This window comes from Candidatus Nanoarchaeia archaeon (assembly GCA_035290625.1).
GTDB lineage: Archaea > Nanobdellota > Nanobdellia > Woesearchaeales > DATDTY01 > DATDTY01.
Genome location: DATDTY010000026.1, coordinates 1 through 13001, shown reverse-complemented (window position 1 = coordinate 13001; position 13001 = coordinate 1). Strand labels below are relative to the sequence as shown.

At 48.4% G+C, this 13001-nt stretch carries 12 protein-coding genes; 7 read left to right on the top strand and 5 right to left on the bottom strand.

Going from position 1 to position 13001, the window contains the following annotated elements:
• Positions 1-241: 241 nt before the first annotated feature.
• Positions 242-1501, top strand: coding sequence for a cohesin domain-containing protein (locus VJB08_01985; protein ID HLD42737.1), 1260 nt, complete (start codon positions 242-244; stop codon positions 1499-1501).
• Positions 1482-4217: a hypothetical protein gene (locus tag VJB08_01980; protein ID HLD42736.1), complete on the top strand. Its 2736-nt coding sequence runs from the start codon at positions 1482-1484 to the stop codon at positions 4215-4217. Before VJB08_01985 ends, VJB08_01980 begins: the two co-directional genes overlap by 20 nt.
• A 49-nt stretch (positions 4218-4266) precedes the next feature.
• Here VJB08_01980 and sepF read toward each other — a convergent pair whose 3' ends face one another.
• A complete protein-coding gene (sepF, locus tag VJB08_01975) occupies positions 4267-4665 on the bottom strand; it encodes a cell division protein SepF (protein ID HLD42735.1) in 399 nt (132 codons plus the stop codon).
• 215 nt (positions 4666-4880) lie between these two features.
• On the opposite strand from sepF, the gene VJB08_01970 reads away from it, so the two are divergent.
• The 4 genes from VJB08_01970 (at position 4881) to VJB08_01955 (ending at position 6791) form a co-directional block, all read left to right on the top strand.
• On the top strand, positions 4881-5183 hold the full coding sequence (locus tag VJB08_01970; protein HLD42734.1) for a 50S ribosomal protein L21e: 303 nt from the start codon (positions 4881-4883) through the stop codon (positions 5181-5183).
• Complete coding sequence (locus VJB08_01965; protein HLD42733.1) at positions 5183-5515, top strand: hypothetical protein; 333 nt, start codon at positions 5183-5185, stop codon at positions 5513-5515. Before VJB08_01970 ends, VJB08_01965 begins: the two co-directional genes overlap by 1 nt.
• A gap of 12 nt (positions 5516-5527) precedes the next feature.
• Positions 5528-6091 (top strand): DUF655 domain-containing protein, encoded by a 564-nt coding sequence (locus VJB08_01960; protein HLD42732.1) that lies wholly within the window; start codon positions 5528-5530, stop codon positions 6089-6091.
• 100 nt (positions 6092-6191) lie between these two features.
• Complete coding sequence (locus tag VJB08_01955; GenBank protein HLD42731.1) at positions 6192-6791, top strand: hypothetical protein; 600 nt, start codon at positions 6192-6194, stop codon at positions 6789-6791.
• A 167-nt stretch (positions 6792-6958) separates the two neighbouring features.
• Here the strand turns inward: VJB08_01955 and VJB08_01950 are convergent, their stop codons facing one another.
• The 4 genes from VJB08_01950 to VJB08_01935 all read right to left on the bottom strand — a co-directional run bounded on the left by VJB08_01950 (position 6959) and on the right by VJB08_01935 (position 12035).
• Positions 6959-7759, bottom strand: a complete 801-nt coding sequence (locus tag VJB08_01950; protein HLD42730.1) for a hypothetical protein — start codon at positions 7757-7759, stop codon at positions 6959-6961.
• A 1-nt stretch (position 7760) separates the two neighbouring features.
• Positions 7761-8531 (bottom strand): ribonuclease H-like domain-containing protein, encoded by a 771-nt coding sequence (locus VJB08_01945; GenBank protein ID HLD42729.1) that lies wholly within the window; start codon positions 8529-8531, stop codon positions 7761-7763.
• 81 nt (positions 8532-8612) lie between these two features.
• Positions 8613-11015 (bottom strand): SMC family ATPase, encoded by a 2403-nt coding sequence (locus VJB08_01940; protein HLD42728.1) that lies wholly within the window; start codon positions 11013-11015, stop codon positions 8613-8615.
• A gap of 21 nt (positions 11016-11036) precedes the next feature.
• The gene (locus VJB08_01935; protein HLD42727.1) at positions 11037-12035 is read right to left on the bottom strand and encodes a bifunctional phosphoglucose/phosphomannose isomerase; all 999 of its coding nucleotides are present in this window, start codon (positions 12033-12035) and stop codon (positions 11037-11039) included.
• A 253-nt stretch (positions 12036-12288) separates the two neighbouring features.
• Between VJB08_01935 and VJB08_01930 the strand changes: the two genes are divergently transcribed.
• Positions 12289-13001 (top strand): deoxyhypusine synthase family protein (locus VJB08_01930; GenBank protein HLD42726.1); only part of this gene is annotated, 713 nt, incomplete at its 3' end.

Genomic DNA, 13001 nt, shown 5'->3' with positions numbered 1-13001 from the left:
CTCTGCAGCCTCAACATCTGCCTTATGGTAGTTGCATGCGCTGCAGTCCATGGAAAAAATGTAGCATTTGCCGAAATACGGGATGTCCATCTCTGATTCTATGAGGCTAAGCTTCTTCTCTCCGCAGGCAGGGCATTTCTCCCCCTGGATAACTGCTGGCTTTTCCATCAGGGAGCTGAGAAAAGGGTGGATTAAATGCTTTTCGGTGGGGTTTTTAAATAAGAGAAGGTTCTTCTCGGAAATGCTTGAAGAGAAGGTTACGGGCATCTGGGCCAGGGTAAAGGATAAGATTTCTTATGCTGCTAAAGTTGGAGCGGTTGGAATTGGGGTGTATGCTCTGGCAGAATCAGCGAAGAGTTCTACAGAAGATTGGCTGATCGGAGAGAATCGGATAGCGATTATTGCAGAGCCTGAAGTCATCTATGAAGGTGCAAGGTTTGACGGCCATCTTGTCGTGAATAGCCTTTCCCGGATTGGCGCCTATGATGTGGAGATAACATATGATCCAAACTTTTTGATCGCGCTCGGAGTCCGTGGAGGAACATCTACGTTTGGAAATCCTGCGGCTTATAATGTCAGTGTACCTGGGAAAATCCTGATCATTGACTTTGCGGTTGACAATGAGCCTTCAGGAGTGCTCGAGCTTGCCGTTGTAGAGTTCCAAGCCAGGGATCACGGCGTTTCAGCCCCGTTATATGCCGAGACTGAGGTTACTGTCCGTGATATATCAGATCCTAATTTCACGAGCATCCCCATTGTACCCATTAGGGGTGGTATGTATATTCACCCAAATCCTGGACCTATTCCAACACCAGTCCCAACACCTACCGGAGCACCAACCGCAACGCCAAGCCCTTCTGAATTGCTTCCTCTTACACCAACTCCTCAAATAACACCCTTTGCCACACCAACCAGTATGCCCGCATCCACTCCGAGAGAAATAACACAAGAGCGAACACAAACAGCGCCAGACCTTGTGTACCTTTCAGCAGGCCATCTTGTATTTGATGCAAAGGATATAGGAGTGCAAATAAAAAACCAGGAATCCCAAGATCTCTTCTCAGATGCAAGGATTACTGCAGCCTATGCAGTATCCGGAGAGTTCAGCAGCGAACAGGGGATAGTAAAGAGAGGCGGCATAAGAATCCAATCAGGGACAGAGACAATTGACGTTGCTGTTGCAACATACGATAACGGCTCTCGGTACGAGGTTATAAGAGGTAACAGCATAAGCACAGACAGGGTATTTCTGGAGCAAGGCAGATACTCGCTTTTACTCTCTGCAAATCAAAATGAGGTGATTGCCCAAGTGCTTGATACGTATAGTCCTAGCGGAATTCCTGCCAGGTTAGGGACGTATCCTGGTTTAGGGCGGTTTACAATCTCATTGTTTGCCGAATCCACAGGAACCTCAAAAGTCCACCGCGAACTTGAAAGCTTGGTAATAGGAAGCAGCGCCTTCCAAGAGAGGACACAAGTGATTGACTGGAAACTCCACTGACATGAGCCTTCTCAACTACATCAACAATGCACGAGGAAACATAGCAAAAGCAGTGCTGCCCATAGCATTGTATGCAGGAATCAGCATAACAAAACCAGATTATTCTCAGGCGCAAGAAGAGCCAAGAATAGAAAACAACAGATTTACTGATGAGTTTAACAGGAATTATTTAGGAGATCACTACAGGATACTACTACCTCCTATCCCAGAAGCCAGTACAGGGCTCAGGGTTGGGGATATTCCAGAAACCTCCTTAGAAAGCATCACTATTGCAGACCCAACAGGAAGCTCCTCGCTAAATCTCACCAATAGGCGTATTGCTGGCATTCACGAAGGGCTGGTTCCGATCTTTGCGGTGGATAATCAAGAAAGGCTGGTCTATTTCTCTCTCGAGCCTATCCTCAATGAGCAAGAGACCGTAACAATAGACAGCCTCTCAACAGCAATCTCTTTGATCTACCAGCAGTTCCCGCTGCCATTAACCGATATTTCGATAATGGAGGCAGCCCAAAATTATATTGAGGCTCACGACCAAACACGGCAACTGGCGCAAGTAATCAGGCAGGATGTTAATCAGAAAGGGTATTTAGATATCAATGCGTTGAAAAATCAAATCGCTGAAGCAGCAGTCGCAGTCTATAACGAATTGTTTACAGGCACGGAGCTTCGAAGCACAGCAAGAGGTGTGGGTCCCCAAAGTATCGGTCCGGAGGGCAGCGTTCCAAGGGGGTTTGAAGTTCTGGAGGATCGGATTGAAAGAAAAAATCCAGGATATGGGATAACGATAGAGGCAAGAAACCCATTAGGGTTATTTATTGATGTTGATGCCAGCGATGCTTTTAATGAACTTCCGACAGGCAGCTTCAGGACTGCTGTCATCGGACCCTACCTGCAGCCAGCTGAATGGAACCCCCTCCCTCTGGAATTGGGCAACACGCAAAGCATGAGGGACTATTTCCGAGGTTGGGCAAATGCTTTGGCAGGAGGACAAGCAGGCCAGCCAAGCACTACGCAGCTGCCTGAGTTATACAGAGAAAATGCAGGGATGACCTTTATTGATTTCTCAGCAACATCAGGGGAAGCATTGCTCATGAATTCCCTGCTTGCAGTTGCAGGAGCAATAGAAAACCTGAGCACAACTGGCGGAAGGTACGATAAACTCATCGAAATCGCCCAGAGGATTGGAACAAGGCAGAATCTTGACAGGCTTGAAGGACTTGCGGGGGGTAATGCTGCTCAAGAGGCGATACGTATTGCCAGAGACCTGCTCAAAAGCGATGTTCAGCAGACAAGACAAGGCGTATACAGGTCCGCATATGCGCAAGCGATTCAGGCAGCGCAGGAAGTAGCAGATGTGTTGAATGGGTTTTCAAACTTCGTGTTTACAGCAGGCTCTGCACTGGCTGTTGGTTTTTCAGGAAAGTATGATCAGATACGATATGATGTAGTGAATGACTTGATTGAAAGAGGAACAGTAACAGGCCCGGCCGAATTACAGGTAAATGAGCGTGGAGAATACAGGATTATAGTAGAGAATGGTGAGCAAAGGGATCTCTTTTCGTGGATTGGTGTGATGCAGGAATCTTTTGGGATAAGGATTTCAGGTCCTTTGAGGGTAGAATCGCAAAGGGAAAGGGGAACGCAGGTAATGATTCAGGGAACAGGACCAGGAAACGGAAGAATTACGCTTTGGACAGACCATTACAATTCCTTAGCTAGCCTTGACGTGATTGTAGAGCAGCCTCCGACTCCAACGCACACCCCGACATGGACGCCGACAATATCGCCAATGCCTACTCCGACAAATACTTCTACTCTGACAAGGACTCCGACAAATACCATGACTCCAACAAGGACACCAACATGGTCGCCAACAAACACACCTACGTATACAAGATCGCCGACACGCTCTCCGACACCGACCTATACGCCGACAAGGACTCCGACATGGTCGCCAACAAACACGAATACCCCTACAAATACACGAACTCAGATACCTCCACCGCAACCACCAGATATACCGGTAGGGGATTTGATAGTTCGGGATTACTACGATACAACCCCGGGGGATATCAGAACATACAACAGAACTCACATTCATCCAGATGTAGACATAGCTATTGGAGACGATATTCGGAGTGTTAAAGTGATAGGCTTCGAAACATGGCAGGGATTTAATGCACTTCGGCAAGATTGGAGGCAGATAAGGTATCGTGTTCAGGATGGTGCATGGATAGAGGATAATATTCCTATGAGATCACATTACACATTCTTTGGTAATAATGGGATATTTGACTTAGGCTATACCCAAACTTCAGACCCCAGTAGAGTTAATTTCCATCCAGATCGGTTTATCTCTCCTGTAAGTTTTGACATAGGTGACAGCTGGAGCGACGTAGAAGAGAGAACAGACCCTGTGGACGGAAAGGTATATATCATTACGGATGTAAAGAGGATAGAAGGATTGGAAGACGTGATATTACCTATTCGCACATTCAGAAATTGCTTGAGATTCACTTCTAATGAAACAGTAGTGGAGCAAGGTCATCAAGACGGAGTAACGCACGAATACACCGAATGGGTTGCAAGAGGTATAGGTGTAGTAAAAAGCATTTCTGAGCCGCTCTACACAGTACCAATCACATATATCGGAGGCACCACAACCTTAGTAGGAGCAAAAATAGGAAATGAAGTAATAGGAAACCCAGAATTCTGAGAAAGCTAAAAAAGAATTTCCAAAATCCCCTAAGGATAACAGAACAGATTTACCCCATCCCTTCTTCAATCTTGGGCCTTTCAGCAACAGGCTTGTTCCTGTAGATTTTTGCAAACGTAGGGGTTGCAACAATATAGTCTTCTCCAAATCCTGCAATTTCGCCCTGTATGGCATCTGTTGTCTTCTTAAGCTTGTTAATGGCACGCTTAAGCTCGATAAGATCCTTGTCCTTTAAGGGCTTGATATTGATAAGCGCAATGGTATGGCCTTCACGCAGGCTGTCCAGAATAGGCTTAATTCCCTCAAAATCGTCCAAGGAAAATGTCCTTACTACAGCTTTCGGCCTGGATTCATCTGACCCGGTGTCCAGCTCTACATAATCCTCAGCAGGCTCTGCAGAGGCTTCTTCCATCCCCAGCTTTTCCTTGATTTGTGAAAAGAAACCCATGCGCCTGATGAAGATTAATGGAATATATAAAGGTTTCGAATCACAACTTTTCTGTCCCTACGCAAAAGAAGCTACATAGCTGTTGCGTGCTTGCCCATCAAAGAGCAAGCTGTTTTTTGCAGCTGCCAATACCTTAGCTGCGCCATTTTTTTGGGAATACTCGGCCAGCAAAAGCAAAAGCTTTTTAAAACAACAGCACTTTATCCGCAATGTTCGTGGGTGGTACTATGGTAATGAGAATAGGCGGCGCAAGAAGGAAGTCTCGAAATAAGCTCAAGAAGAATCTAAGAGACAGAGGAAAGTTCAGAATCCACAACTTTTTGCAGGAGTTCAAGCCGGGAGAGCATGTTGCATTGAAGGCGGAGCCTTCGTTCCAGAAAGGCATGTTCAGGCTGCGCTTCTATGGCAAGATTGGGACAATCATACGAAAGGCAGGAAAAAACTATGAAGTGAGCATTATGGACCAGAACAAAAGCAAGATCATCAGAACTCATCCTGTTCATTTGAGGAGGGCATAATGGCAAATCCGGAAGTGGTGTCTGAGGCTCCAATCACCATGGCAGAGGTGAAGGAGGGTCTCGAGAAGGTCAAGAAGGAGGATCTTGGATACAGGGCTGCAAAAACCGTTGAGTACCTTGAGCAGATCCATATCCATGATACAAAGAAGATGACAGATACGGTACAAAAGCTCATGAAGCTAGACATTCCCAGGCTCAAGGAGAACCACATCATCAAGATTGCGGAGCTTGCTCCGAAGACGCCTGAAGAGGTTCGGCTCATCCTGCAGGGATACATTATATCAGTAAGCAATGAAAACGTGAAGAAGATTGTCGATGTCATTTCAAACTAACGAACAGGAGCTATGGAAGAAGAGAAACCGCGCAGGGAAGAGAAGGCCATCGTGCTTGACTTCCTTCCGAATGGATATCCATTCGAGGACAGGCCTGGAGCCAGGAAAATGCCTATTGTCCAAGCCATTGGGAAAGAGTACTATGCGCTTCTTGAGCTTGTTGCGAAAAGAGAGGTCCAGCTCTCGCCAGGCAATGAGATCTATATCGGAGAGGGGAAACGGGAACAGATCCACCATATTGTGGGGAAGCTCCCGATGCATAAGCTCACGCCTACAGCCAGGCAGGAGCTTGAGTTCGTCATAAAGGACATTGTTGATAAGGACCAGGAGAAGTTCGTAGATTTCTTCAATAAGGCGCAGCCTTTAAGCACGAGAATGCACCAGCTTGAGCTCATTCCCGGGCTTGGGAAGAAGCATATGTGGGAGATCATCGATGCAAGGGAGGCAAAGCCATTTGCGAACTTTGACGACCTGAAGGCAAGAGTAAAGCTGATGCCGGACCCTAAAAAGGCAATCATCAGGAGGATCCTGCGGGAGCTTTCGGGGTCTGAGAAGTATTTTATTTTTGTGAGGTAGAGGGTTCTGAGAAGTAAATTCAGAGTGATAGTTATCAAAGTGATGCGAGAAAATGAAGTGCCTAGAAAGGGTTATAAACAAAGGAAGAAGTCAAGGGATAATGCTCCACCCCATAACCAAGCAAGGATTCTTCACAACTTCGAAAACAGAACTCAAAGATATAGCCTTTGCCTGGTTTGGCATCACGCTGGCCTTCAGCTTTCTTATTGCACCTGAGCTTTCGACTGGATTTTTTGCGGCGTTTGGGGTTGCAGGCCTGACTGTCGGCATTGGGTTTTTGCTCCATGAGCTTGGCCATAAGGCTGTTGCGCAATACTATGGCTGCAGCGCAGAGTTCCATGCGTTCAAGCCGATGATCTACCTTGCGATTATCCTTGCAATTGTTTTCAAAGTCATCTTTGCTGCGCCTGGCGCTGTCTTCATTTCCGGCCCTGTCGGAACGAGAAGAAATGGAATCATAAGCCTTGCAGGCCCGGTCATTAATTTTGGCCTGAGCCTTGTATTTTTTGCGATGTTCAGGGCAAATGCCTTTCCTGGGATCTCTTTTTACGGCTACATTATCAATTCATGGCTTGGCATATTTAATATGATCCCGATTTTAGGCTTAGATGGGAAAAAGGTTCTTGCTTGGAGCAAGCCAGCATATGCTGCTAGCCTGATTGTCGGGCTTGTCATCATGAACCTTCAGTACCTGCCTTAAAGCTACGGTGAAAATCTTGCTTCGCAGCTGCCGCCGGCTCGGCTTGCGCTGTCCTTCTGTATGTATCGTTGAAGCCCCGAAGGGGCCAACCCCCTCAACTCAGTCTATGGCAATCCTTAAGAGCCTCGCAGAGAGGCGGCAGCACTGATTTTCACCGGAGCCCTGCCTTAGAGGATCCTTCTGAAGGCCTCTTTCTTAATGCCGCCATATTTGGGCAAGTGCTGGACTGCAACACACACAGGGGCATCAATCTTCTGCAGGAGATCATGTGCAATGTCCTCGATGCCAGAATAGAAAGGGACCAGCGAGTTAACCTTTTGGGAATTATTCTTCGCAAAAGGAGTTTTGGCAGTCCGATAGAGATACATTGCGCCATCCATAAGATATTCCGCCTGCTTTTTGCTCAGTTCTTTCAGGAGCTCCCATCCCAAAGCCATGCTAAGAATAGTATCCAGACTGTTCCGAAGAGATTTTCTGTATGAAGGCAAGATAGGAAGTGATAATCCCAAGCCCGGCTGGCATGTTTGAGAAAGATCATAGAACTTGCGCATATGCGCAGTTGTTTGTTCGGAGGCATCATGGAGATGGTATTTGATGCTGTCCTGGATTTCTGGCGATAGCGAGCCATACAGCTGCTGCAAATAAGCAATTTGCTGAAGGATCATGGCTGGTCCTTCATCCTTTGAACCTCCAATCTTAGAAACGGATAATTTCGGAAGCATATCGGCTGAACCAGCATAGCCATCATGAATGCCATTCGTGCAGGATTCGAGGCTGCTAAGCGTCCTGCCCCGGGTATGATACCCAGGAGTTATATCCAGGATAAGGGATGGGCCCTTCCCAAAGACAAGGCTGATGGTTTTCCTTTCGGAAGTTTGCAAAACAACGACAGTGGCTTTCTTTGAGAGAGGAAGGGGGATGCTGTAGGTTTCTGATTTCAGGCATTCCTGAAGCTTTGCCATTCTCATACTAAGGGTTTATGGCAAGCGGTTTATAAACTTGACATTTCAGCGAACTGACAACTGCATCAGCAATATACTTGAGGTTAACCACATCCTCTTCATTATATTCTACCAGGAGATTGAGGTAGTAATCATCTCCGGTTGCCTTGTACATCCTCCAGAGGAGGACTGCATCGCCTCCATGAAAGTCCTCAATGACCTTCCTCCTCGCAAGGCCAAAGATCTTCTCTATTGCCTTTAAGCCCCCATCAAGGCCTGCAATCCTGCTGGCAGTCCTGATGTCGAGATGAGGGATATGCGGGATCAGGCCAGGGTATCTCTTCCTCAAAAAAGGGAGATCAAAGCTTGATCCATTAAAGGTGACAAGCAATTTATACCTAGAAAGCGTTTGCTTCAGGCGGGGGATATTGAGGTTGATCTGGCTAATCATGGTCTTTGTGCTCCATCCGTCATAAAGACCAACCACCGTAAGCATATCCTGCCTTGAGAGTCCGGTTGTCTCGATATCGAGAAAGACAGCGTCATCTTTGAAGCGTTCATAGAGCCTCCATGCCTGGCTTGATGGCAGGATATCACAGAAGTATCCTGCATTTTCTGCTGCCAGCTGCTGCTTTGCCTCTGCAAGCTTGCGGTTATAGAAGGATTTTGACCTGGAGGAGATGCCTGGAATTGCATCTGCAGCAATAAAATCGTTCCAGCTCCGGATGCCCTGCTCCCAGAGCCTCTGTTCCTTGCGATAGCTTATTCCCTCAAGGATGATGAAGCTGGACTCAAGCATACCAAGAAACGTGCGTTACTGCTTTAAATATCTCACGGGAGGGTGTCGTGTGGGGAGTGGGAAAAGGATGGAGATACAGCGTCATGCACTGACCCTGCTGACATGCTCTTCCTTCTCGATCCGGACAATGTGTTCGACAAAGCTCTCAATCTTTGACTCATGGCTTACCAGGATGACCTGCTTCACTCCGATCTGGTCCAGGACATCCCTGACCCTGTCGAGCTGCTCTGCGCTGAAGCCGTCGGTCGGCTCGTCAAGGATGATGATGTCTTTTGTCTTGATTCCGCCAATCATGTCGTTGATTACCTTGTTGAGGCTCAGCCGATAGGCCAGGCTGCAGCTCGTCTTCTCGCCTCCGCTGAGATGGTCAAAGGTTGTTTCAAAGCCATTCTGTTCAATGACGGGGGAGAAACTGTCATCCAGGCGCACGCTCAGGCGGTCGTCCTCGATCAAGGTGGCAAACCAGTCCTGGAAAAAGCGGTTGAACTCAGCATAGATAGAAAGGAGGACATGCTTCTCCATCGACTGCATCAGGGGAAGGAATGTTTTCTCTGCCCATTCCTGGGCTCTTCCAAGCTTCTCTGCCTTGGCCTGAGCCGCCATCCTGGCTGCAATGTCCTTCTCCACCAGCCCCAACAGCCTTTCGCTTGATGCCTTCTGGTGCTGGTAGCCTTGCTGCTCAAGCTCGAGCCTCTTTTCTGTCTGGCGCAGCTCCTCAATCTTTTTCTTCACGTCCTCTGACTTCTGCTGAATGCCTCCAAGGAGGTTCAGCTTTTCCTTCAGGTCAAGCAGTTCGCTGCTGAGTTTTTGGACAGAGTCCTGGACTTCAGCGGAACGAAGGGTTACTTGCTGCATCCGCTTGGCTTTTTCAGCAACGAGGAGATGGTATTGGGATCTCAATGCATATGCCCGCTCCTTTTGCCGAAGATCAGCAAGCTCATGCTCTAAAGGCTCAAGACTTGGCAGTTTCTCCAGCTGCTCAACGATGCTGGTAAGCTGGCTTGCGACTTTGGCAGATTCTGCCTGACGGAGGGAGATCTGGTCCAGCAAAGCCTGAGCTGACTTCAGGCGCTCGCTCACCTGCTCGTGCTCACGGCCTGCACTGAGCGCCTCCCGAACAAGCATCTCTGCAGAGCTGGCCCTTGCCATGATAAGGTTTTCCTTTTTACGGAGCTCCTCAAGCTGTTTCTGGGCCTCTGCAATCTCACTCCTAGCCTTGTCTGCTACATTCTCCTTGTGCTGGTGGGATATGGCTTGCCTGCAGAGGGGGCAGGTGCTCATTAACTTTATGTCCAGGGTCTCTCTTGCATTTTTCTCTTGGATGGAGGCCTCAGCGATAGAGTTCTGGATCTCCCTAAGGCCTTTTTGGGCCTCTCTCAACTCACTCTCGTAGCCTCTTCGCATTGAGGTTTTAGCTCCAAGCGACCTCTGCATTTCCTGGAGGATGGAGAGGTCTGGAGGCGCAATGCTGCCAGGCTCCAGGCTGGCCAGCCTCGCCTGCAGCTGACTCCCCTGTTCTTCAAGCCTGGCCTTCTTTTCACGAAACTGCAGAACCTCAGCCTCTTTCTGCTGCCGTGCTGCCTGGACATCTTCTGAAGGCAAGGCGGCGATTTGCTTTTGAATGGCCTCTGTTTCTGAGCCAAGGCGATTGAGTTCCAGCAGAGCCTCATCACGCAGCTGCGTCTTGTGGCTAAGCTCAGCTTGCCGTAACTCGTGCGTTTTCTGCAGGAAAAGAAACTGCTGGAGTTCGTGGCTTATCTTCGTTTCTTCCTGCCTGCATCCCATCAGCATGGCCTTAACGGTCTTCACCTGAGAATCTAACTCTGCGGCTTTCTGGGAGAACTGTTCAATTTCTCCCAGCAGCTCTGACTTCCGCTGTATCAGCTCTCCAAGACCAGCATCCTTCATGAGGAACTTACGCTGGTCCTTGACATGCCGCAGCACAATCCCTGCATTGAGTGCTATGGCCTTGTACCTGTCTATTCCAAATACTCTGCGCAAGGTCTCCAGCCTGGCCTCGCTTTCATCAGCAAGGATAGCATTCATCTCCTCCTGAGGAGTATAGACAGTGAAGCGGTATATAGTATCCTTGCTCTTGCTTATCATGTCTTTTGGATACCCAAGGAGGGAAAGCACCTCAGCCTTCAGCTCCACAGGAGTGCCCTCTTTTTTCATTCCATCAACAATGATATAGCCTGAATCCTGCTTCACCCCATCCTGCATCCGCCTGAGGCTTCGCTTGATATGGACATTCTTAGCATCAATCAACAGCGATGCATCGACGCTTCCTTCCCTTGCTCCATGCCGGAGGAGCAGCTCCCCTGAGCCGCGCTTTGCTCCAAACAGGCTGAATTCGAGGGCAAGGAGGATTGTGCTCTTTCCGGATCCAATGTCCCCTGAGAGAAGGCAGGAGCCTGCAGGGAAGCTGATCCGCTCATCCACATAGCTCCGAATGTTATGAAGACGTACGGATTGTATGATCATAGTACTTAGTACTCCGTGGGCTTACTGTCTCAGCTGCTTCTTGAGATCCTCAATCACAGGAACAGGCGAGGGGTCTCGTCCATAGGCAAGGCTTAGTAAGTACGAAGCCCAGTCTCCCATAATGATGAGTGAGAATAGCCTTGCCATAAGGCTTTTTCCACGGCTTGATACGATCTCTGCGCTGAACCCTGCCTTCCCAATAAGCCCTTTGGTGATTGCCATGCGCTTCCCGATACGCTCATGATTCTTGTCACGCTCATGATCCTCATCATCGGTGAGCATGACCGCAACGTACTCTCCAACAGCGTGGCTGAACCCATTGATCTCATTGTGATTCATCTCAGGAAGCACATTTGAGAACGCGAGAATCTTAGTATTCTCATTAAAGTTGATCTTCCATTTATAGGAAGCAATTGCCATGGAATCAGAGGAATAGATCAGAGGGATCTTATCTTTCAGCTTCTCGGCAATCCGCTTGCCGTTATCCTCAAGTGCTGGATCAGAAAGAACTGCAATGGATTCCTCAACAGCCTGCTCCTGATCAGGGATCTTTTTTGCGTTCTCCAAGATTCTCAAGATGGGGAAGAAGAGATAGCCATAGGACATCCTTGGCTGGCCGCCTGAGGGAACAAGGACAAGCGGAAGTTTTTTCTCTTTGGCGATTTTCTGCAGCGCCCCTCCTGAGGTTATGATGATATTCTGGCAGCCTTTGCTCAGCCCGTCGCTGAGGCTGGCAAGGGTCTCTTCAGTGTTTCCTGAATGCGAGATAACAAACACCAGGGTGTTCTTGTTAGCATAAGGAGGGAGAGTGTATCCTCTGCTTAGGGTGATTGGAAGCGCTGGATGCAGGGCCTGAAGAATGCCGCCAGGAAGAGCTGAGCCTCCCATTCCTGCAACGATAATCCGGTCAAACGGCTTCGGAATAATGTCTTTGCCCAGGGCATAGGCCTGTTCGATCTGCTTGGGAAAATCCTTCAGAACTTCGTACATATTCTGGCTGTCGATGCGAGAGCTTTTCATGAAACGATGGAAGGGATGATGATATATAAAGGTTTCCTGGAAGCTTTGGGTTGCCGCCATTTTTGCGAGGATCGATCAAGCCAAGGAAGCGCAGCGGAGGGGGTTGTCCCTTACGGGCGAGGTGCCGCTCTTTGCTGAAAACAGCCAGAGCCGAGCTGCTCCGAAGGAGCGACCAAAAATGCGAAACATTTTTGAGTATTGGCGGCAACCCAAAAAGCAAAACTTTAAATTCAGGAAAAATTCCTCCAAAGCTATGGGGCAAAAAACTGCTGAAAGGAGTGTTCAAAAAAGAGACATTCTCAGAACTCCCGTTGAGCATATCGATATCACTTCGTTCGATGCAACGCCCATCATCAATGCGATGGGAAAAATGTCTTTCACCTCACGGGAGACAGCAAGGGCGGCTGAGATTCTGAATATGATGCTGAACGACCCCGAATGCACAATCATCCTCACCCTCGCAGGAAGCACGAGTGCCGCAGGGTGCATGAAGATTTACGCGGACATGGTCAGATACAACATGGTTGATGCGATTGTGGCGACAGGCGCGAGCATCGTGGATATGGATTTTTTTGAGGCGCTCGGGTTCCGGCATTACAGGGGAACAAGCCACACTGACGATACGATACTGCGAAGCCTCTACATCGACCGCATCTATGACACTTACATTGATGAAGAGCAATTGCAGGCCTGCGATTCAACAATAAAGAAGATTGCTGATGGCCTTGAGCCGAAGCCCTATTCTTCCCGTGAGATTATCGCTGAGATGGGAAGATATCTAAAGCAGCACGCCAAAAAGAAGGATTCTTTAGTCCAGGTTGCCTATGAGCATAAGGTCCCTATATTTTGCCCTGCTTTCTCCGACAGCTCAGCTGGATTCGGGCTTGTCCTGCACCAGGCAGAGCGCCAGAAGCAAGGAAAACAGCATGCCAGCATTGACTCTGTCAAGGATTTCTTTGAGCTGAC

What these genes read in the sequence shown, in the direction of transcription:
- VJB08_01950 (HLD42730.1), bottom strand. Translation starts at nt 7,759, where the DNA reads ATGAGAATGGCAAAGCTTCAGGAATGCCTGAAATCAGAAACCTACAGC.
- VJB08_01940 (HLD42728.1), bottom strand. Translation starts at nt 11,015, where the DNA reads ATGATCATACAATCCGTACGTCTTCATAACATTCGGAGCTATGTGGAT.
- VJB08_01945 (HLD42729.1), bottom strand. Translation starts at nt 8,531, where the DNA reads ATGCTTGAGTCCAGCTTCATCATCCTTGAGGGAATAAGCTATCGCAAG.
- VJB08_01955 (HLD42731.1), top strand. Translation starts at nt 6,192, where the DNA reads ATGCTCCACCCCATAACCAAGCAAGGATTCTTCACAACTTCGAAAACA.
- VJB08_01935 (HLD42727.1), bottom strand. Translation starts at nt 12,035, where the DNA reads ATGAAAAGCTCTCGCATCGACAGCCAGAATATGTACGAAGTTCTGAAG.
- VJB08_01965 (HLD42733.1), top strand. Translation starts at nt 5,183, where the DNA reads ATGGCAAATCCGGAAGTGGTGTCTGAGGCTCCAATCACCATGGCAGAG.
- sepF (HLD42735.1), bottom strand. Translation starts at nt 4,665, where the DNA reads ATGGGTTTCTTTTCACAAATCAAGGAAAAGCTGGGGATGGAAGAAGCC.
- VJB08_01985 (HLD42737.1), top strand. Translation starts at nt 242, where the DNA reads ATGCTTGAAGAGAAGGTTACGGGCATCTGGGCCAGGGTAAAGGATAAG.
- VJB08_01960 (HLD42732.1), top strand. Translation starts at nt 5,528, where the DNA reads ATGGAAGAAGAGAAACCGCGCAGGGAAGAGAAGGCCATCGTGCTTGAC.